Raw genomic sequence first — 19,460 nt, forward strand, 5'->3', positions numbered from 1 at the left:
TTGGGGATGAACTCCTTGGCCTGCCTATCATAACGCAATACTACAGGCATAAACACCTCTCCTGCGAGCATCCCCAAAAACGACAAACCCGCCGATAAAAATCGACGGGTTTGTCAGTAGTCTGAGGCCCGGCGCTCCAAACGCCGGGCCTTTCCATTGCCGGATGACAGCGATCTTAGTTGGTGCCCTGCAGGTTGACCTGGAAGAACAGCGTCTCGCCCGAGGAGTCGTCGACGCCGTCGTTGTCGGTCACGGCGTAGGCCTTGCCGCTCTTGTCGAAGGTGAAACCTTCGAGCTTGTCGACGACATATCCGTTGGTGGCCGACTTCAGGTCCGGGATGAAGTCGTGGACTTCCTGCTTGGCAACGACCGGCAGCTCGCCACCGATCGGGGCAGCCTTGAGGTCGGCGATGGCGACGCGGTAGAGCTTCTTCAGCTTGGCGGCATCGCCGATCTGGTTGTCACGCTCGATGATATAGACGTATTCGCCATGCGCGGTGATCTCGGAAAGACCGACCCAGCCGCTTTCCGCCTTTTCGAGCGGATAGTGCACGGCGCCCCACTCCTTCGAAGCAGGCTTGTACGATACGAGCTTGACGAAGCCCTTCTCGCTCTTGCCCCATTCGCGCTGGACGGCCATCCACAGCGTCAGATCCTCGCCCGTGCCGATTGCGGTGATGCCTTCGAAACCGAAGCGGGTCTCGCCCTTCAAAAGCTCGGCCGGAAGAGCGATTTCCTGCTTGATCTCGCCCTTGGCGTTGACGTTGTAGAGAGCATGCGGGACGAGCTTCTCGCTGTTGCCTTCCGACGCCAGCCAGTAGCCACCCTTGCCGTCCAGCGTGATGCCTTCGATGTCGAGCTTCTGGGCCGGCTGGCCGTCACGCTTGACGCGCAGGACATCGGTGATTTCGGCCGGCTTCCTGGTGGCGTCGATGGTGAAGATCGACGGCTGGTTGCCATAGACCGAGTCGCTGACGGCGTAGAGGATGCCGTCCTTCTCGGCGTCGCCGACGAGACCGGAGAGCGCGCCCCAGCCGATCGGAGCGCCGTCGACGATTGCCGACTGCAGCATCGGATAGGCCTTCTCGCCTTCGGCGAACTCATACAGCATCACGTGCGAGCGGGCACCGCCATCCTCGACGAGATCCACTTCGTTGGCGGTTGCCAGCAGGTTGCGGCCCGGAATGGCAACGGCGCCTTCCGGCGAAATGCCCGAGGGCAGCAGCTGGGTCAGGACGGGCTCGGCGCCGGTATCCTTGTAGACACCGACGATGGAGGCGCGCTCGGCCAGCACGAAGAAATACCTCTGGCCGCCGAACGTGCCGACTTCCAGGCCTTCCGGCTCGGCGCCCTTGGCCTTCGACCGCTTTTCCGGATAGTGGCCGAGCTGCGCGATGGCGTGCTCGAAGGTGTTGCCGGCTTCGTACAGGACCTTGCCGGTCTTGTCGAAGATGGTGAAGCCGCGCGAGCCGCCTTCATAGTCGCCTTCGTTGGCGACGACGATACGATCGTTGTCGAGCCACTTGACGGCGTCAGGCTCGCGCTTGCGGCCTTCCTGCTTGTCGGTGAACTTCAGTGCGCCATCGGTCTTGGTGTCGATGCCTTCCAGATCGACCGTGCCGGCCGAGAAGTGGCTCTTCACGTCGCCGGTCTTGCCGTCGATGATGACGATGTGGTTGTTTTCCTGCAGCGTCAGGGCGATTTCGCCGTTGTCGTTGATGGACACGAATTCGGGTTCCGGATCTTCCGGAGCGATTTCGGTCAGGCCGGTCAGCGTGACGTGCTTGATCGACGCGCAATCGGCAACGCCGTCCTTGACCTGGACGATGACGAGGTCACCGGCCGGCATCTGCGGCAGGATGCCGTCGTTGAGATCTTCGTCACGCTCGTTCTCGATGGCGATGGCTGCGAAGGTCTTGTCGTGCGACAGGGCGATCGAGTCCGGCTGGCCGCCGAGCTCGCAGCTTGCCTCTTCCTTCTGCGTCGCGATGTCGACGATGGAGAGCTTCCCGGACGGCTTCTGCTTGCTTTCGGAGGTGTTGACGGCAACGAGCGCCTTGGCGCCGGCGACGGTCACGGAGGTCGGCTCGCCGCCCATCTTCAGCGAACCGGCAGCCTTCGGGGCCTTTGCGTCGGTGATGTCGATGAAGCCGATCGACTTGAACGGGCTGTCGGAATAGATCAGCATGTTGCCGTCTTCGGTGGCCGTGATGATTTCAGCCGACGTGACGGATGCCTTGTCGGCATCGGCCGGGATGTTGTTGGCGACGGCAAAGGAAGAAATACGGTTGAAAACCTGCTCGGCGCTTGCCGGAACGGCGACCGATGCCAGGAGCGCGGCCGTCAGGGCTGCGTGGGAAAAACGGATCGTCATAGGGAAACCTCCTGTTTCCGTGAAAGGGAACGGGAGGCTTGTGCGCGATGCAGATGACAGGCGGATGACAATCGCGCAACGATGCCGCATGAACGGAAAAAGGCCCGACGCTGCCGGCCGGGCCTCCTTGACGATCCAGGGTTGGCTGGCAGTCGGCCCGCATGGCCGCCACCGCCCCCACCTTGAAATACCTTAGCTGTTGACAGCGTCCTTCAGGCCCTTGCCGGCCGTGAACTTCGGCACGTTGCGCGCCGGGATGTCGACTTCGGCGCCGGTCGAGGGATTGCGGCCCTTCGAAGCTTCGCGACGGGAAACGGTAAAGCTGCCGAAACCCGCGAGACGGAGATCGCCGCCCTTCTTGAGTTCCGCCTGCACGGTTTCGAAAACAGCATCGATGGCGGAAGTCGCGTCAGCCTTGGTCAGTCCTGCCTTTTCGGCGACTGCGGCTACGAGTTCATTCTTGTTCATGTTTCCACCCCTTTCTGATTGGTTGAAACGTCTTGGGTATCAGGGCGCGCAGAATAGCCAAGCATCGGCGCGCCGCAACTCTAAAGCCCCGCAAAACCCTGAAAAGCAAGCACATCCGGTTATTTTTCACAAAAAAAGGCCGGCAAAAATGCCGGCCTTCCGGGGTTTTGATGCCATTTTGGCATTAGTGTGGCCAAATGCCCGTCAATGCGCGATTAGCTGGCCGTCATCGGCGCCTTCGACGGTGGCGATGACGGGCGTCTCGACGACGCCGTCCCACTCGATCGGCTCGGGCATACGGGTCAGGGCATGCTGGAGAACTTCACCCATGCGCGACACGGGAATGATCTCCATGCTGTTCTTGACGTTGTCCGGAATGTCGGCCAGGTCCTTGGCGTTCTCTTCCGGGATCAGCACCTTCTTGATGCCGCCGCGCAGTGCGGCAAGCAGCTTTTCCTTCAGGCCACCGATCGGCAGGACACGACCGCGGAGCGTGATTTCGCCGGTCATCGCCACGTCCTTCGAAACCGGGATGCCGGTCATGATCGAGACGATGGCGGTTGCCATGGCGACACCGGCCGACGGACCGTCCTTCGGCGTCGCACCTTCCGGCACGTGCACATGGATGTCCGACTTGTCGAAGCGCGGTGGCTCGATCCCGAAATCGACGGCGCGGGAGCGGACATAGGATGCCGCAGCCGAGATCGATTCCTTCATCACGTCCTTCAGGTTGCCGGTCACGGTCATGCGACCCTTGCCCGGCATCATGACGCCTTCGATGGTCAAAAGCTCGCCGCCGACTTCCGTCCAGGCGAGACCGGTGACGACACCGACCTGATCCTCGCGCTCGGCTTCGCCGTGGCGGAAGCGCGGAACGCCGAGATAGTCGTGGATGTTCGCCGCCGTGACCTCGACCGACTTCGTCTTGCCCTTGATGATCTCCGTCACCGCCTTGCGGGCGAGCTTCATCAGTTCGCGTTCGAAGCTGCGGACGCCGGCCTCACGGGTGTACTGCTGGATGACCGCCATGAGCGCGTCGTCGCTGACCGAAAATTCATGCGGCTGCAGCGCGTGCTCCTTGATGGCCTTCGGCAGCAGGTGCCGCTTGGCGATTTCCTTCTTCTCTTCTTCGGTGTAGCCGGCAATACGGATGATCTCCATGCGGTCCATCAGGGGCGCCGGGATGTTCAGCGTATTGGCCGTCGTCACGAACATGACGTCCGACAGGTCGTATTCGACTTCCAGGTAGTGGTCCATGAAGGTCGAGTTCTGTTCCGGATCCAGCACCTCCAGCAGAGCGGACGACGGGTCGCCACGGAAGTCCATGCCCATCTTGTCGATCTCGTCGAGCAGGAAGAGCGGGTTGGACTTCTTCGCCTTCTTCATCGACTGGACGACCTTGCCGGGCATCGAGCCGATATAGGTGCGGCGATGGCCGCGGATTTCGGCTTCGTCACGAACGCCGCCAAGTGCCATGCGGACATACTCACGGCCGGTCGCCTTGGCGATCGACTTGGCGAGCGAGGTCTTGCCGACGCCCGGAGGGCCGACGAGGCACAGGATCGGGCCCTTGATCTTCGTCGCACGCGCCTGGACGGCGAGATATTCGACGATACGCTCCTTGACCTTGTCGAGACCGAAATGATCCAGCTCAAGCACCTTCTCGGCGGCATTGAGGTTGGTCTTGATCTTCGACTTCTTGCCCCACGGAATGCCGAGCAGCCAGTCGAGGTAGTTGCGCACGACCGTGGCTTCCGCCGACATCGGGCTCATGCTGCGCAGCTTCTTCAGCTCCGCATCGGCCTTTTCGCGGGCTTCCTTGGAGAGCTTGGTCTTGGCGATGCGCTCTTCCAGTTCGGCCATCTCGTCACGGCCGTCCTCGCCGTCGCCGAGCTCCTTCTGGATCGCCTTCATCTGCTCGTTCAGGTAATATTCGCGCTGGGTCTTCTCCATCTGGCGCTTGACACGCGAGCGGATGCGCTTCTCGACCTGCAGGACGGAGATTTCGCCTTCCATGAAACCGAGCGCCTTTTCCAGGCGGCCCTTGATGCTGGTGGTTTCCAGCATTTCCTGCTTCTCGGTGATCTTGATGGAGAGATGCGAGGCGACCGTGTCGGCGAGCTTCGAATAATCCTCGATCTGGCTGGCGGCGCCAACCACTTCCGGAGAGATCTTCTTGTTGAGCTTCACATAGCTCTCGAACTCGGAAACGACCGAACGGGCCAGCGCCTCGATCTCGACCGGATCGTCTTCCGGCTCTTCGAGAACCTGTGCATGAGCTTCGTAAAACTCTTCGCGTTCGCTGTAACCCTCGATGGTGGCGCGGGCGCGGCCTTCGACGAGGACCTTGACGGTGCCGTCGGGCAGCTTCAGCAATTGCAGGACGTTGGCGACCGTGCCGATCTTGTAGATTTCGGAAGGCGACGGATCGTCGTCACTCGCATTGATCTGCGTCACGAGCATGATCTGCTTGTCGGATCCCATCACCTCTTCGAGAGCGCGAATCGACTTCTCGCGGCCGACGAACAGCGGCACGATCATGTGCGGGAACACTACGATGTCGCGCAGCGGCAAGACCGGATAGGCGGCGCTTTCCTTGGCGACAGACGCTTTTTTCGTCATTATCATTTCCTTTCCATAGACCCGTTTCCGGGCTGCTTTGCCGAATGGTCGAAACCTCACCGGCAAAATTCTGTCCGCTTACAGGTGGAGTGCAGCTGCCCTGTTTTCAAGGCTCGCCCGACCCCTCGTCCGGTCTTTGTGACAGTCATTTTACAATGGGAACGCAAATTACAAATTACGCATAAAACCTGTCGCGTGGCTTACGGGAACGACTGAAAGACAAACAATTTTAGCCTTTCCTCATAAAAAGCGGAAATCCCTGCACTTCAACCGCCTGACTCGACGCAGGCCCGCGAGTCTAGCATCTCAGAAAAGCGAGCACCACGAAAAGGACGGAAGCATCAAAGAAAAAGGGCCTGCACAGGCAGACCCTTTCGGTTTCTCGTTCGATGCCGGGCGCGCAGGCGCCGCGATCAGGCCGAAGCGTTGGCCTTTTCTTCGAGGCGCTCCGCATAGATGTACAGCGGACGGGCATTGCCGCGCACGACATCCTCGGAGATCACAACTTCGCGCACGCCTTCCAGTTCCGGCAGTTCGAACATGGTGTCGAGCAGGATCTTTTCCATGATCGAGCGCAGGCCGCGCGCGCCGGTCTTGCGGATAATCGCCTTCTTGGCGATTTCGCGCAAGGCATCCTCGTGGAAGGTCAGCTCAACGTCTTCCATCTCGAACAGGCGCTGGTACTGCTTGACGAGCGCGTTCTTCGGCTCGGACAGGATCTGGATCAGCGCATCCTCGTCGAGGTCTTCGAGCGTCGCCAGAACCGGCAGACGGCCGATGAATTCCGGGATGAGGCCGAACTTGACCAGGTCTTCCGGCTCCAATTCGCGCAGCACTTCGCCGACGCGGCGATCTTCCGGTGACTTCACCGTAGCACCAAAGCCGATCGAAGTCTTCTCGCCACGGGCGGAGATGATCTTGTCGAGGCCGGCAAAGGCGCCGCCGCAGATGAACAGGATGTTCGTCGTATCCACCTGCAGGAATTCCTGCTGCGGATGCTTGCGGCCGCCCTGCGGCGGAACCGAAGCGACGGTGCCTTCCATGATCTTCAGCAGCGCCTGCTGCACGCCTTCGCCCGACACGTCGCGGGTGATCGACGGGTTGTCGGACTTGCGCGAGATCTTGTCGACTTCGTCGATGTAGACGATGCCGCGCTGCGCCCGCTCGACATTGTAGTCGGCAGCCTGCAGCAGCTTCAGGATGATGTTCTCGACGTCTTCGCCGACATAACCGGCTTCGGTCAGCGTCGTCGCGTCGGCCATGGTGAACGGCACGTCGATGATGCGGGCGAGCGTCTGGGCGAGATAGGTCTTGCCGCAGCCGGTCGGGCCGACGAGCATGATGTTCGACTTCGCCAACTCGACATCGCCGCCCTTGGAGGCATGGGCGAGACGCTTGTAGTGGTTGTGCACCGCCACGGAGAGAATGCGCTTGGCCTGCTTTTGGCCGATGACGTATTCATCGAGGACCTTGATGATGTCCTGGGGCGTGGGGACGCCGTCGCGGGACTTGACCATCGAGGACTTGTTTTCCTCACGGATGATATCCATGCACAATTCGACGCATTCATCGCAGATGAAGACTGTCGGTCCGGCGATCAGTTTCCGGACTTCGTGCTGGCTCTTGCCGCAGAATGAACAATAGAGGGTATTCTTCGAGTCCCCTCCGTTGTTGCCGCTGACCTTGCTCATATCACTTTCCTTCCAGCACGCCGTCGTTTCGCCTGTCGCGAAACGCGGTCCACTCTATCGCTTGCCGGCGAAACCTCGTTCCAAGCCGCCGGCAGAGCTATCAGGGAGACTGTTCGTCGGACCGGGCAACACCGCACGACCCATATCCAGCGACAATCAGCACCCACCGAATACGATGCTATGTCATAAAAATTCAACATAGCATTAATAGGTACTATTACAGCCCTTCCCGCCAGTTTAAACCCACCCATTCATCACAAATGGGATAGAACTGTGGCGGGCGGGACGCATTTCACATGCAATACTCAGGCCGAATCGCCTTCGAGTTCGACGCGTGACGTCAGAACCTTGTCGATCAAACCCCACTTCAGCGCCTCGTCGGCATCCATGAAATGGTCGCGATCGAGAGTCTGGTCGACTTCGTCGTAAGTGCGGCCGGTGTGCTTCACATAAACTTCATTGAGGCGGCGCTTCATCTTGAGGATGTCGCGGGCGTGGCGTTCGATATCCGAGGCCTGGCCCTGGAAGCCGCCGGAGGGCTGGTGCACCATCACCCGCGCGTTCGGCGTCGCAAACCGCATGTCCTTGTGGCCGGCGGCGAGAAGCAGCGAACCCATGGATGCGGCCTGGCCGATGCAGAGCGTCGAGACGGCAGGCTTGATGAACTGCATCGTGTCGTAGATCGCCATGCCAGCGGTGACGACCCCGCCCGGGGAATTGATGTAGAGCGCGATTTCCTTCTTGGGGTTTTCGGCCTCGAGGAACAGCAACTGGGCGCAGACGAGCGTCGCCATGTGATCCTCGACCGGGCCGGTGAGGAAGATGATGCGCTCTTTCAGCAGGCGAGAATAGATATCGTACGACCGTTCGCCGCGGTTCGTCTGCTCAACAACCATTGGCACCAGTGCCATGGCGGTATCGACTGGATTGCTCATGTCCATCCTTTGTATGCTCTTTCCCGCAGCGGCCCGCCGCAAAAGGAATCATTTGGAAACTATGTCAACCCTTACATAGAGTGTCCACGCACCGCACTTCAAGACGGAGCCGTCTTTATCGTTAAACCCCACCCCGGCCGGCCTGCCGGTGCAGGCGACGCATGCGCGCTTTGTGGCAGGCGCGACATTAATTCCCAGTTATGGCAAGGGATACCCCCATGTTTTCGTGGTGGTAAGGTGAAGGATGTATGAAGCGGCGGCTGCCGCCGTACCATCCCGGCGAAGGCGTCTTGACAAGCGTCAGGACAAAACTCCCGAACATTCAAAAAATCAGCGTCTTATCGCAACAGGAATTTAAGCACTGGCAGCGTACTGCTAGTCCGAACCGCACGCCAAGGGAGGCCCAGGACGGTGATAGACGTGAAGACCGGCCTGATATTTTGGTCGGTAGAATCCCTCGCCCTTTCCGCGATCCTGTTGTTCGCGTGGCTCCATGACCGTGGCGCCAGGGCCTACATTCTCTGGAGCGCCGCATTCACGGCGCATGCCGTCGGCGTGCTGCTTATCGCCGCGCGGGGGCAGATTCCGGATTTCCTTTCGATCGAGATCGGCAACGCTCTGGCCCTGGCGTCCTATTCCTTCGGCGTCTCCGGTATACGCAGCATCGACGGCCGGGCCATTCGGCCGATCGTGGCGCTGCCGACAGCCATCTGGATCGCCGGCATGTTCGTTCCCGTCATCCGCGAAAACCTGGGTTACCGCGTCAGCCTGTACAGTATCGCTTGCGCCAGCGGCTGCCTTTTGCTGATGCTTTCCTTGTTGCCGCCCGGCATTGGCACGCCGCGGACGAGACGCTCCCTCGCCAGTGTCTTCGCGCTGCAGGGGGCCATCTCCGTGATCGCCAGCATCGAGATGTCGCTCCGCCCGGCACTCACGCTGCAGGAAATCAGCACCGCGCCGCTTACCGGCTTCACTGCCGCCTTGAGCGTCGTGCTCAGCGTGATGTTCGGTGCCAAGATGTTGATCGAGCGCTCCGAGCAGCGGCTTCGCGACCTTGCCGCCGCCGACATGCTCACCGGGGTGCTGAACCGGCGCGGCTTCTTCGACCGCTTCACCTCCATCAAGGCGGAAGCCGAACGCGGCAACCGGCAACTTTCGCTGCTGCTTTTCGATCTCGACCATTTCAAGCAGATCAACGACCGCCACGGCCATCAGGCTGGCGACGAGGTCCTGATCGCCTTCTCGCGGCTGGTGACCCGCAGGCTGGCCGGACGCGGCGCTTTCGGACGGCTCGGCGGCGAAGAATTCGCGGCTGTCATGCCGATCGATGACGTGGCGGAAGCGAAACAACTGGCCGAAAACATCCGTGCCGAATTCGACGCCTCGCCGGTCCCCTGCATCGGCGGTGGCGTTTCCGCCACCGTCAGCACCGGCCTGATGTCCTGCGACGCGCAGGACGCAACGATAGACCGGATGATCCGCGACGCCGACAAGGCGCTATACGGTGCCAAGAATGCCGGCCGTAACCGCGTGGTCCTCGCCTCCGGCGCCGCCCCAGACATGGGAGAACCGCCGATGGACACGGATGCCCAGGTGGCCGCGCTGCAGCGGGTCGCGAAGGCAGCAAACAACACCAAGGTTTCCAGGCGGCGGACACGTTCCTCTTTAACCGGGCGTTGAAATCCGCTAGGGATGGCGATCATGTCGATATCCCCCTCCCTTCTCTCCATCGATCCCGCCACGCGACACGTTTCGCTCGACGGCCGGGACCCCGCATTCTATTCCGACCCGAACCGGGTCTATGCGGCATTGCATGCGCAATGTCCCACCTTCTATTGGCAACAGCAGCGCAAATGGTTCTTCACCGGCTACGACCATGTGAACGCCCTTCTGCGAGACCGGAGTTTCGGCCGGCAGATCCTGCATATCGCCACGCGTGAAGACCTCGGCATGCCGGCGCCGCTACCCCACACACGGCACTTCGATGCCGCCGAAGCCTATTCGCTGCTGGAACTGGAGCCGCCGGACCACACCCGCCTGCGCACGCTGGTCAACCGTGCCTTCGTGTCGCGGCATGTGGAAAGGATGAAGCCGGAAATCGCAGCGCTTTCGCACACCCTGATCGACCGCTTCGAGAAGGACGGCGAAGTCGAGCTGCTCTCGGCCTTCGCCGACGTCATCCCGGTGACGATGATCGCCCGGATGATCGGCATTCCCGAAGAGATGGGGCCGCAGTTGCTGAAGTGGTCGCATGCCTATGTGCGCATGTACATGTTCGGGCGCACCGAGGCGGATGAATACGCCGCCGACCAGGCTGCCAAGGAATTTGCCGACTATGTGCGCAGCATGATCGCCAAGCGCCGCGCCGATCCGCAGGACGACCTGCTCAGCCACATGATCCATACGGAGCACAAGGGGCAATATCTCACCGACGACGAGTTGATCTCGACGACGATCGTGCTGCTGAATGCCGGCCACGAGGCGACGGTGCACCAGATCGGCAATTCCGTCAAAGTCATCCTCGACAGCGATTATGATCCGGCAAAACTGTTTGCCGACGAACAGAGCACCGAGCGCACCGTGGAAGAATCGCTGCGGATCTGCGCCCCGGTGCACATCTTCCAGCGTTATGCCCTCGAAGACGTGGAACTGGATGGCATCAGCTTCAAGCGCGGCGACACGGCGAGCCTGATCCTCGCCGCCGCCAATCTCGATCCGCAGAAATTTTCCGATCCGCTGACCTTCAAGCCGGACCGCAAGGAAGCGCCGAACCTGTCCTTCGGCGCCGGCATCCATTTCTGCATTGGCGCGCCGCTCGCCCGGCTCGAGCTGAACATCGCCCTGCCGATCCTGTTCGAACGCCTGCCGGGGCTGAAACTGGCGGGTACGCCGACGGTCAAGGACGTCTATCATTTCCACGGCCTCGACCGGCTCGACCTTCGCTGGTAAGGCGGGCCCGAGCTCGGAAACCTCACCGCGAACGTGACCGGCTCTACAGCCGGATGACGTAGTCCTTGCGAGTCGTTTCAATGACTTCCCAGGTTCCCTTGAAGCCGGGCTTGACGATGAGGCGGCTGCCTGCCTTGAGGTGGATCGGCTCGCCGCCCTCCTCGGTCAGCACCGAATGGCCTTCCATGACGTGGAAATACTCCCATTCGTCATAAGAGACATGCCATTTGCCGGGGGTCGCCTCCCAGATACCGGCATAGACGCCGCCTTCCGCTTCGTCGATGTTCCAGGTGCGGAACTGCGGCGTGCCGGAGATCACTTTTTCCGGCGCCGGCGCACCGGCTTCGACGGCAACGCCGGCGAGGTCGAAAGTCAGGAACGTGGTCATGAAAACTCCATCGGGATGAGGCGGGCGGGATGAGGCGGGCGGGATAAGGCGGGCGGAACTGCTTCGCGGATCCGCCCGCGATTGGGGATCAGAGCTTGCCGAGGGACTGCTCCAGGTCGGCGATGATGTCGGCGGCATCCTCGATGCCGATCGACAGGCGCACCACGTCGGGGCCGGCGCCGGCGGAGGTCTGCTGGTCCTCGGTCAACTGGCGATGGGTCGTGGAGGCCGGATGGATGACCAGCGACCGCGTGTCGCCGATGTTGGCAAGGTGCGAGAACAGTTGCAGGCCCTCGACCAGCTTCTTGCCGGCCTCGTAACCGCCCTTGACACCGAAGGTGAAGACGGAACCGGCGCCGTTCGGCGAATAACGCTGCTGCAGGGCGTGGTTGGGATCGTCTTCGAGACCGGCATAATTGACCCAGGCCACCTGCGGATTGCCTTTCAGCCATTTGGCTACGGCGAGCGCATTGTCGCAATGGCGCTGCATGCGCAAGGGAAGCGTCTCGATGCCGGTCAGCAGCAGGAAAGCGTTGAACGGCGAGATCGACGGCCCGAAATCGCGCAGGCCCAGCACCCGGCAGGCGATGGCGAAGGCGAAGTTGCCGAAGGTGGCATGCAGCACCATGCCGGCATATTCCGGGCGCGGTTCCGACAGCATCGGATAGTTGCCGGATTTCGACCAGTCGAAGGTGCCGCCATCGACGATGATGCCGCCCATGGAATTGCCGTGGCCGCCCATGAACTTGGTCAGCGAATGCACGACGATGTCGGCGCCGTGTTCCAGCGGACGGATGAGATAAGGGCTTGCCATGGTGTTGTCGACGATCAGCGGAATGCCGTGCCTGCGCGCCACCTCGGCGATCGCCGCGATATCGACGAAGGTGCCGCCGGGATTGGCGAGGCTCTCGATGAAGATGCCGCGGGTGCGCTCGTCGATCTGGCTTTCGAAATTGGCCGGATCGGCGGGGTCGGCCCAGCGCACCTGCCAGCCGAAATTCTTGAAGGCATGGCCGAACTGGTTGATCGAGCCGCCGTAGAGCCTTCGCGCCGCGATAAAATTGTCGCCCGGCTGCATGATCGTGTGGAAGACGAGCAACTGCGCGGCATGGCCGGAGGCGACGGCAAGCGCCGCCGTGCCGCCTTCGAGCGCCGCAACGCGCTCTTCCAGCACCGCCTGCGTCGGGTTCATGATCCGGGTGTAGATGTTGCCGAACTGCTGCAGGCCGAACAGCGCCGCCGCATGGTCGGCGTCGTTGAAGACGAAGGACGTGGTCTGATAGATCGGCGTCGTCCGCGCGCCGGTCGTGGGATCGGGCTGGGCGCCGGCATGGATGGCGAGCGTGCTGAAACCCGGACTGTCTTTCGGCATGGAATCCTCCCTTTTTGTCGGGCGGATATTAGCCAATTCGATCCGGATGTGAATCGCTAAGTTGCCGGCATCCGCCGCCGCTTCCCCGTCAGTTCACGAGGCGCGGATATTCGATGGCCGGGCAGCGGTTCATGACCACCTGCAGGCCGGCAGCTTCCGCCTTTGCGGCGGCAACGTCATCACGGACGCTCAATTGCCCCCAGATGACTTTCGGTTTCTGCGGCAGCGCCAGCACGTCGTCGACGATCGCCGGCAAGTATTCCGCCGCCCGGAAGACATCCACCATGTCGACCGGTCCGGGAATATCGGCGAGCGTCGCATAGACGGTCTGGCCGAGGATTTCCTTGCCGGCCTGCCCCGGATTGACGGGGATGACCTTGTACCCGCGGCCGAGCAGGAACTTCATGACCCCGTAGCTCGGGCGCTCGGCATTCGGCGATGCGCCGAGCAAGGCAATCGTCTTCACCGACGTCAGAATGCCGCTGATATAATTATCGTCATAACGATCATGGTTCATGAAACTTTTTCCTCGCCGCCTTCGTTGAGTCGCAACCTTGTGGAGATATAAGTGCCTCCCCCCGGGAAAAGGACCCGTCCAATGAAAAAAATCGCCGTTGCCAGGGCGTTTGCCGTCGCCGTCTCCGCTCTCTCCGTCTCGGAACAGGCGCATGCGATTTCCCGTTACAATTCACTGTCGATGAGTTGCGCCGAGGCGCGGGCGACGGTGCAGCGCGAGGGTGCGGCGATCCTGCGTTATCCGTCGAAGCGTGTCGCCGGCATGACGCTTTACGATCGCGCCGTGCGCAACAGCGCCCAATGCGGCAACTACGAGTTCGCCGACCTGAAATCCCTGCCGACGTCGGACGATCCCAAATGCGTGATACGCGTCTGCGTTCCGAAGACCGACGATGACTGGTGGCTGCGCCCCTGAGTTGAAAGTTCTATGTAAGTCCTGTGTTTGTATCCTTATTGTTCCCTGCATTATTAGAATCATCTTATGGTTGCCCTCAGGAAATTAGATCGACTTATGGATGTATTTTCATTTTGATTCTAAGGTAGCGTGCAGCGAATCGCCCCCTGGCCCGGCAGTAAAACTGGTGGTTCGGCGAGATCCTTAGAAATCCGATTGCGCCCGTACAGATTTTAGGCCAAACCTGCGCCGATTTTCGGCTTCCGGGCGTTCGCCCCCTTGAGGTTTTCCCTCCATGTCTGCGGACGTCATCGTTCTTGTGCTGTTCGGCGCATTGTTGCACGCGACGTGGAATGCCATCGTCAAGGCTGGTAGCGACAAGTCGCTGGGCGCTGCGATGATCTCGGCCGGCGCCGGCGTCTCGGCATTGCCGTTCGTGTTTTTCCTGCCGCTTCCGAATGCAGCGGCGGTGCCGTTCATCCTCGCATCCGCCGTGCTGCAGTTCGCCTATTTCCAGCTTGTGGCTGCCGCTTACAAGGCCGGCGATATAGGCCTCGTCTATCCGCTGATGCGCGGCGTCGCACCCTTGATCGTCGCCGCCACCAGTGGGCTGATCCTGAAGGAACATCTGAGCCTCGGCACCTATGTCGGCATCGCGACGATTTCCGCCGGCATCCTGACGCTCGCCTTCGAAGCACGCGCCGGCGGCCGGACGGCGATCCTGCTGGCTCTCGCCAATGCCGTCGTCATCGCCACCTATACCTTCGTCGACGGCATCGGCGCCCGCGCCGCCGGGAACGCGGTGTCCTATACGTTGTGGATGTCGCTGCTGCCGCCGGTGCTGCTGTTCGCCTGGGCCTTCTCCCGGCGCGGCGTCGGCCCGGTGCTGATCTATGTGCGCTTCAACTGGGGGCGCGGCCTGCTGGGCGGCGCCGGCTCCATCGCCTCCTACGGGCTTGCCCTGTGGGCAATGACCAAGGCGCCGGTCGCCACCGTCGCGGCGCTGCGCGAAACCGCGATCCTGTTCGCCATCGTCATCTCCGTCGTCTTCCTGAAGGAGAAGGCGAGCATCTGGCGCTACGTCGCCGCCGGCGTCATCGCCTGCGGCGTGCTGATCATGCGGCTCGGCTGATCATTCGCCTTTCCATTCCGGGTGCCGCTTTTCGAGGAAGGCACCGATGCCTTCTTCCGCATCCCGGGCCAGCATGTTCTCGACCATGACGCTGGCGGCGTAGTCGTAGGCCTCCTCCAGCGGCATGTCGATCTGGCGGTAAAAGGCCTCCTTGCCGATCTTCAGCGTCAGCGGCGACTTGCCGGCGATCACCGAGGCATATTTGTTCACCACCTGCGTCAGGTACTGCTTCGGCACGATGCGGTTGACGAGGCCGAAATCCTTGGCGGTGGAGGCGTCGATCGTCTCGCCGGTCAACAGCATCTCCATCGCCTGCTTGCGATGGGCGGCACGCGACACGGCCACCATCGGCGTCGAGCAGAACAGGCCGATATTGACGCCCGGCGTGCAGAAGGCCGAGGTGTCGGTGCAGATCGCCAGGTCGCAGGAGGCGACGAGCTGGCACCCCGCCGCCGTCGCCAGCCCGTCGATCTCGGCGATCACGGGTTTCGGCAGGTGGGTGATCTTCAGCATCAGCGCGGCGCACAGGCGCATCGTCCGTTCGAAGAAGGCACGACCGCGATCGGCATCGTCGCGATGCGCCGTCATCTCCTTGAGGTCATGACCGGCCGAAAACAGTTTTCCCGCAGCGGCGATGATCACCACCCGGACCTGCCTGTCGGCGCCGGCACGGTCGAGTTCGGCGGACAGGGTTTCCATCAGCGCGATCGACAGGACGTTGGCCGGCGGATTGTTGAGCGTCAGCCGCAGGATGCCATCGGCAAGATCGGCCGTCACCAGCGCCCCGATCGTTTCCGATGCACCATCCTTCTTGAACGAAACAACTTCGGCCATACCGTCTTCCTCCTTGAGCTTTGCCTTTCTTACTGCCATGGAAAGCCGAAAGGAAGCCAGAACGGAGCCGCGGCATGATACCGGTGATGACCATCGACGAACTCCACGCCTTCCTGGAGACGGATTTTCCGCAGATCCACACGGACGGTCGCGTCTTCACCATCATCGCTATCGAGCCCGGTGTCGTGCGCATGCGTTTCGACCCGGCCGAACGCCACCTGCGCCCCGGCGGCACGGTGTCCGGCCCGGCCCTGTTCACGCTTGCCGACGTCGCCGCCTATGCCGCCGTGCTCGCCCATATCGGCCCGGTGGCGCTGGCGGTGACGACAAACCTCAACATCAATTTCCTGCGCCTGCCGAAGCCGGAACCCGTCACCTGCGCATGCCGCATCCTCAAACTCGGCAAACGTCTGGCCGTACTGGATGCCTCGATCTACCAGCAAGATGCCGGCAAACTGGTGGCACATGCCACCGCCACCTATTCGATTCCGCCGCGATAATTTGTGGTATCAATATACCATACATTCAAGCCATTGATTTTACTTGTTTAATTTTTCGACATGCAAAATCGGCAAGCTTGACGGTTCCAAGCCGCACCAGTATAAGCCGCGATGAATTGCTAACCCTCGCCTTCGGGCGTCGTCGCATTCGTTTTGGATCGGTTCTTCCCTCCAATCAAGCAACAAGAAACGCCCCTCGCCTCGCGGTGACGGGGTCCAGATAGAGAGTAACACAATGGCTACCTTCGTTCAGAAGCCCGCTGAGGTGGAAAAGAAGTGGATCATCATCGACGCCGAAGGCCTCGTTGTCGGTCGCCTCGCCACCATCATTGCCAACCGTCTGCGCGGCAAGCATAAGGCAACCTACACCCCCCACGTCGACGACGGCGACAACGTCATCGTCATCAACGCGGAAAAGGTTGCTCTGACCGGCAACAAGTATGCCGACAAGAAGTACTACTGGCACACCGGTTATCCGGGTGGCATCAAGGAGCGCACGGCTCGCCAGATCATCGAAGGCCGCTTCCCGGAGCGCGTCATCGAGAAGGCCGTCGAGCGCATGATTCCGCGCGGCCCGCTCGGCCGTCGCCAGATGAAGAACCTGCGTGTCTACGCCGGCACCAATCATCCGCATGAAGCCCAGCAGCCCGCCGTCCTCGACGTCGCCAAGCTGAACACCAAGAACGTAAGGAGCGCCTGATCATGGCCGATCTTTCTTCCCTGAAGGACCTTGCCTCGACCGAGACTGCCGCTCCGGCTCACGTCCGCAAGGTTGATGCACAGGGCCGTTCCTATGCGACCGGCAAGCGCAAGAACGCCGTCGCCCGCGTCTGGGTCAAGCCGGGTTCCGGCAAGATCACGGTCAACGGCAAGGAATTCGCCGCTTACTTCGCACGCCCGGTGCTGCAGATGATCCTGCGCCAGCCGATCGTCGCTGTTGCCCGTGACGGCCAGTTCGACATCGACGCGACCGTTGCCGGCGGCGGCCTTTCCGGCCAGGCCGGTGCCGTTCGTCACGGCATCTCCAAGGCACTGACCTACTTCGAGCCGGGCCTGCGCTCGGTGCTGAAGAAGGGCGGCTTCCTGACCCGCGACAGCCGCGTCGTCGAACGCAAGAAGTACGGCAAGGCCAAGGCCCGTCGTTCGTTCCAGTTCTCGAAGCGTTAATCGCTTCAAGACTATGGACTATCGAAAAGGCGGGGCTCGGCTCCGCCTTTTTGTTTTGGGCACCGCCGCTTGCGTGTCCTGCATCGCTCGCTTAACAAATCTCCGACCATTCGTTTCGAAGAGAGTGAGAAGCCTGATGGCCAAGACCATTGATCACGCCTTCACCGCCAAGACGCTGACCTCGGCGGCCACGGACCCCACCTATGCCGGCACGCTGTCCTTCATGCGGCGGAAATATTCCAAGCAGGTGAAGGGCACGGATGCCGTGATCTGGGGCATACCCTTCGATGCCGCCACCTCCAACCGTCCCGGCGCCCGTTTCGGGCCGCAGGCGATCCGCCGTGCTTCGGCGATCTTCGACAACGATCCGCAATATCCGTTTTCGCGCGACCTGTTCGAGGCGATGTCGGTGGTCGACTACGGCGACTGCCTGCTCGACTACGGCAACCACTGGAAGACGCCCGCGACGATCGAGAAGGAGACGGCCAGGCTGCTCTCCGGCACCGATTTCCTGCTGACGCTCGGCGGCGATCATTTCATCACCTGGCCGCTGCTGAAAGCGCATGCGGCCAAGCACGGTCCCCTCGCCCTGGTGCAATTCGATGCCCATCAGGATACATGGTTCGATGACGCCAAGCGCATCGACCACGGCTCCTTCGTCGCCCGCGCCGTGCGTGACGGCATCATCGATCCGGCCCGCTCGATCCAGATCGGTATCCGCACCCATGCTCCGGAAAATTTCGGGGTGAGGATCGTCTACGGCCACGAGGTCGAGGACATGTCGGCTGCCGATATCGCCGCGACGATCCTGTCGCACACGGCGGGTGCGCCCGCCTACCTCACCTTCGATATCGACTGCCTCGATCCGGCCTTCGCGCCGGGAACCGGCACGCCGGTCGCGGGCGGGCCGTCCAGTGCCAAGATCCTCTCGGTGCTGCAGCGGTTGAAGCAGCTCGATATCCGCGGCGCCGACGTGGTGGAGGTGGCACCGGCCTACGACCACGCCGACATCACCGCCATTGCCGGGGCGACGGTGGCGATGTATATGCTCGGCCTGCGCGCCGAGCGGCTGGCCCGCTTCCGGTGACAGCGTTAAGAAAATGAATCAGAGGCTTGTTATCCTGATTCCGGAACCTTTCCCAAACCCTTGAAAAGGCAGGAGCTCATATGAAACCGAAGATCTTCATCGATGGCGAACACGGAACCACGGGCCTGCAGATCCGCACGCGCATGGCCGACCGCCGCGATGTCGAACTTCTGTCGATCCCGGAAGCCGAGCGCCGCAATGCCGCCTTGCGGGAAGACCTGCTGAACAGCGCCGACATCGCCATCCTCTGCCTGCCCGACGACGCGGCGAAAGAGGCCGTCGGCATGTTGTCGGGCAACAACAAGGTGCGGATCATCGACACGTCGACGGCGCATCGTGTCGATCCGGACTGGGCCTACGGGTTTGCCGAAATGGACAAGGCGCAACCGGCGAAGATCCGTGCGGCCCGGCTGGTCGCCAATCCCGGCTGCTATCCGACCGGCGCCATCGGCCTCCTCCGGCCGCTGCGTGCCGCCGGCCTGCTGCCGGCCGGCTATCCGGTGACGGTCAACGCCGTGTCCGGTTATACCGGCGGCGGCAAGCAGATGATCGCCCAGATGGAAGACCCGGCAAACCCGGACGCGATATCCTCGCCGCATTTCCTCTACGGCCTGCCCTTGAAGCACAAGCATGTTCCGGAGATGACGACGCACGGGCTTCTGAACCGAGCGCCGCTGTTTTCCCCTTCCGTCGGGCGTTTCCCGCAGGGCATGATCGTGCAGGTTCCACTGTTTGCCGGTGATCTCGGCGAGGATGCCACGCTCGAAAAGCTGCATGCTGCCCTTGCCGACCATTATGCCGGCCAGAACATCGTCACCGTCGTGCCGCTGGCCGAAAGCGCCGCGATGCCGCGCGTCGATGCCGTCGAACTGGCGGGCAAGGATACGATGAAACTTTTCGTCTTCGGCACGCCGGGCGGCGCGCACATCAACCTCGTCGCCCTGCTCGACAATCTCGGCAAGGGTGCGTCGGGTGCGGCCGTGCAGAACATGGACCTGATGCTGTCGGCGTAATACGAAGGCGGCCGCGAC

The 19,460-nt window shown here is 61.7% G+C and carries 18 protein-coding genes; 9 read left to right on the plus strand and 9 right to left on the minus strand.

From position 1 onward, the window contains the following. Nucleotides 1–175: 175 nt before the first annotated feature. The 5 genes from DEM27_RS30975 to clpP form a co-directional block, all read right to left on the minus strand. Nucleotides 176–2,374, minus strand: a complete 2,199-nt coding sequence (locus DEM27_RS30975; RefSeq protein WP_109462105.1) for an esterase-like activity of phytase family protein — start codon at nucleotides 2,372–2,374, stop codon at nucleotides 176–178. 192 nt (nucleotides 2,375–2,566) lie between these two features. Further along, nucleotides 2,567–2,842 (minus strand): DNA-binding protein HupB, encoded by a 276-nt coding sequence (hupB, locus tag DEM27_RS30980; protein ID WP_109462106.1) that lies wholly within the window; start codon nucleotides 2,840–2,842, stop codon nucleotides 2,567–2,569. A gap of 204 nt (nucleotides 2,843–3,046) precedes the next feature. After that, entirely contained in the window at nucleotides 3,047–5,464 is a 2,418-nt protein-coding gene (lon, locus tag DEM27_RS30985; protein WP_109462107.1) for an endopeptidase La, read from the minus strand. Nucleotides 5,465–5,877: 413 nt separating this feature from the next. Beyond that, nucleotides 5,878–7,155 carry an ATP-dependent Clp protease ATP-binding subunit ClpX gene (gene clpX / locus DEM27_RS30990; RefSeq protein ID WP_109462108.1) on the minus strand — a complete coding sequence of 426 codons (1,278 nt, stop codon included), beginning with the start codon at nucleotides 7,153–7,155 and terminating at the stop codon, nucleotides 5,878–5,880. 305 nt (nucleotides 7,156–7,460) lie between these two features. Continuing rightward, entirely contained in the window at nucleotides 7,461–8,090 is a 630-nt protein-coding gene (gene clpP, locus DEM27_RS30995; RefSeq protein WP_109462162.1) for an ATP-dependent Clp endopeptidase proteolytic subunit ClpP, read from the minus strand. Nucleotides 8,091–8,501: 411 nt separating this feature from the next. Here clpP and DEM27_RS31000 point away from each other — a divergent pair, with 411 nt between their 5' ends. Both DEM27_RS31000 and DEM27_RS31005 read left to right on the plus strand, forming a co-directional pair. Further along, nucleotides 8,502–9,770 carry a GGDEF domain-containing protein gene (locus DEM27_RS31000; RefSeq protein WP_128755606.1) on the plus strand — a complete coding sequence of 423 codons (1,269 nt, stop codon included), beginning with the start codon at nucleotides 8,502–8,504 and terminating at the stop codon, nucleotides 9,768–9,770. 21 nt (nucleotides 9,771–9,791) lie between these two features. Further along, nucleotides 9,792–11,039, plus strand: a complete 1,248-nt coding sequence (locus DEM27_RS31005) for a cytochrome P450 (RefSeq protein WP_109462163.1) — start codon at nucleotides 9,792–9,794, stop codon at nucleotides 11,037–11,039. A 43-nt stretch (nucleotides 11,040–11,082) separates the two neighbouring features. Here DEM27_RS31005 and DEM27_RS31010 read toward each other — a convergent pair whose 3' ends face one another. From DEM27_RS31010 to DEM27_RS31020, 3 genes are all read right to left on the minus strand, one after another. Then, nucleotides 11,083–11,427 carry a cupin domain-containing protein gene (locus tag DEM27_RS31010; RefSeq protein WP_109462110.1) on the minus strand — a complete coding sequence of 115 codons (345 nt, stop codon included), beginning with the start codon at nucleotides 11,425–11,427 and terminating at the stop codon, nucleotides 11,083–11,085. A gap of 88 nt (nucleotides 11,428–11,515) precedes the next feature. Beyond that, nucleotides 11,516–12,799 (minus strand): O-acetylhomoserine aminocarboxypropyltransferase, encoded by a 1,284-nt coding sequence (locus tag DEM27_RS31015; RefSeq protein WP_109462111.1) that lies wholly within the window; start codon nucleotides 12,797–12,799, stop codon nucleotides 11,516–11,518. An 88-nt stretch (nucleotides 12,800–12,887) separates the two neighbouring features. After that, nucleotides 12,888–13,316 carry a CoA-binding protein gene (locus DEM27_RS31020; protein ID WP_109462112.1) on the minus strand — a complete coding sequence of 143 codons (429 nt, stop codon included), beginning with the start codon at nucleotides 13,314–13,316 and terminating at the stop codon, nucleotides 12,888–12,890. A gap of 81 nt (nucleotides 13,317–13,397) precedes the next feature. Here DEM27_RS31020 and DEM27_RS31025 point away from each other — a divergent pair, with 81 nt between their 5' ends. After that, nucleotides 13,398–13,730, plus strand: coding sequence for a hypothetical protein (locus DEM27_RS31025; protein WP_245446250.1), 333 nt, complete (start codon nucleotides 13,398–13,400; stop codon nucleotides 13,728–13,730). A gap of 274 nt (nucleotides 13,731–14,004) precedes the next feature. Then, nucleotides 14,005–14,841, plus strand: coding sequence for a DMT family transporter (locus tag DEM27_RS31030; RefSeq protein WP_109462113.1), 837 nt, complete (start codon nucleotides 14,005–14,007; stop codon nucleotides 14,839–14,841). Here the strand turns inward: DEM27_RS31030 and DEM27_RS31035 are convergent, their stop codons facing one another. Then, nucleotides 14,842–15,675, minus strand: a complete 834-nt coding sequence (locus DEM27_RS31035; protein WP_109462114.1) for an enoyl-CoA hydratase — start codon at nucleotides 15,673–15,675, stop codon at nucleotides 14,842–14,844. 74 nt (nucleotides 15,676–15,749) lie between these two features. Between DEM27_RS31035 and DEM27_RS31040 the strand changes: the two genes are divergently transcribed. The 5 genes from DEM27_RS31040 (at nucleotide 15,750) to argC (ending at nucleotide 19,442) form a co-directional block, all read left to right on the plus strand. After that, nucleotides 15,750–16,175 (plus strand): PaaI family thioesterase, encoded by a 426-nt coding sequence (locus tag DEM27_RS31040; RefSeq protein ID WP_109462115.1) that lies wholly within the window; start codon nucleotides 15,750–15,752, stop codon nucleotides 16,173–16,175. Between the two features lie 235 nt (nucleotides 16,176–16,410). Beyond that, complete coding sequence (gene rplM, locus DEM27_RS31045) at nucleotides 16,411–16,875, plus strand: 50S ribosomal protein L13 (RefSeq protein WP_109462116.1); 465 nt, start codon at nucleotides 16,411–16,413, stop codon at nucleotides 16,873–16,875. 2 nt (nucleotides 16,876–16,877) lie between these two features. Beyond that, a complete protein-coding gene (gene rpsI / locus DEM27_RS31050) occupies nucleotides 16,878–17,342 on the plus strand; it encodes a 30S ribosomal protein S9 (RefSeq protein WP_109462117.1) in 465 nt (154 codons plus the stop codon). Nucleotides 17,343–17,478: 136 nt separating this feature from the next. After that, the gene (speB, locus tag DEM27_RS31055; protein ID WP_420028873.1) at nucleotides 17,479–18,429 is read left to right on the plus strand and encodes an agmatinase; all 951 of its coding nucleotides are present in this window, start codon (nucleotides 17,479–17,481) and stop codon (nucleotides 18,427–18,429) included. 80 nt (nucleotides 18,430–18,509) lie between these two features. Continuing rightward, on the plus strand, nucleotides 18,510–19,442 hold the full coding sequence (argC, locus tag DEM27_RS31060; protein ID WP_109462118.1) for an N-acetyl-gamma-glutamyl-phosphate reductase: 933 nt from the start codon (nucleotides 18,510–18,512) through the stop codon (nucleotides 19,440–19,442). Nucleotides 19,443–19,460 lie beyond the last annotated feature (18 nt).

The organism is Rhizobium album (genome assembly GCF_003122325.1).
GTDB classification, from domain to species: Bacteria; Pseudomonadota; Alphaproteobacteria; order Rhizobiales; family Rhizobiaceae; genus Metarhizobium; species Metarhizobium album.

What these genes read in the sequence shown, in the direction of transcription:
- DEM27_RS30975 (WP_109462105.1), bottom strand. Translation starts at nt 2,374, where the DNA reads ATGACGATCCGTTTTTCCCACGCAGCCCTGACGGCCGCGCTCCTGGCA.
- lon (WP_109462107.1), bottom strand. Translation starts at nt 5,464, where the DNA reads ATGACGAAAAAAGCGTCTGTCGCCAAGGAAAGCGCCGCCTATCCGGTC.
- DEM27_RS31010 (WP_109462110.1), bottom strand. Translation starts at nt 11,427, where the DNA reads ATGACCACGTTCCTGACTTTCGACCTCGCCGGCGTTGCCGTCGAAGCC.
- DEM27_RS31020 (WP_109462112.1), bottom strand. Translation starts at nt 13,316, where the DNA reads ATGAACCATGATCGTTATGACGATAATTATATCAGCGGCATTCTGACG.
- rpsI (WP_109462117.1), top strand. Translation starts at nt 16,878, where the DNA reads ATGGCCGATCTTTCTTCCCTGAAGGACCTTGCCTCGACCGAGACTGCC.
- hupB (WP_109462106.1), bottom strand. Translation starts at nt 2,842, where the DNA reads ATGAACAAGAATGAACTCGTAGCCGCAGTCGCCGAAAAGGCAGGACTG.
- rplM (WP_109462116.1), top strand. Translation starts at nt 16,411, where the DNA reads ATGGCTACCTTCGTTCAGAAGCCCGCTGAGGTGGAAAAGAAGTGGATC.
- clpP (WP_109462162.1), bottom strand. Translation starts at nt 8,090, where the DNA reads ATGAGCAATCCAGTCGATACCGCCATGGCACTGGTGCCAATGGTTGTT.
- clpX (WP_109462108.1), bottom strand. Translation starts at nt 7,155, where the DNA reads ATGAGCAAGGTCAGCGGCAACAACGGAGGGGACTCGAAGAATACCCTC.
- argC (WP_109462118.1), top strand. Translation starts at nt 18,510, where the DNA reads ATGAAACCGAAGATCTTCATCGATGGCGAACACGGAACCACGGGCCTG.
- DEM27_RS31035 (WP_109462114.1), bottom strand. Translation starts at nt 15,675, where the DNA reads ATGGCCGAAGTTGTTTCGTTCAAGAAGGATGGTGCATCGGAAACGATC.
- DEM27_RS31025 (WP_245446250.1), top strand. Translation starts at nt 13,398, where the DNA reads ATGAAAAAAATCGCCGTTGCCAGGGCGTTTGCCGTCGCCGTCTCCGCT.
- DEM27_RS31030 (WP_109462113.1), top strand. Translation starts at nt 14,005, where the DNA reads ATGTCTGCGGACGTCATCGTTCTTGTGCTGTTCGGCGCATTGTTGCAC.
- DEM27_RS31040 (WP_109462115.1), top strand. Translation starts at nt 15,750, where the DNA reads ATGATACCGGTGATGACCATCGACGAACTCCACGCCTTCCTGGAGACG.
- DEM27_RS31005 (WP_109462163.1), top strand. Translation starts at nt 9,792, where the DNA reads ATGTCGATATCCCCCTCCCTTCTCTCCATCGATCCCGCCACGCGACAC.
- speB (WP_420028873.1), top strand. Translation starts at nt 17,479, where the DNA reads ATGGCCAAGACCATTGATCACGCCTTCACCGCCAAGACGCTGACCTCG.
- DEM27_RS31015 (WP_109462111.1), bottom strand. Translation starts at nt 12,799, where the DNA reads ATGCCGAAAGACAGTCCGGGTTTCAGCACGCTCGCCATCCATGCCGGC.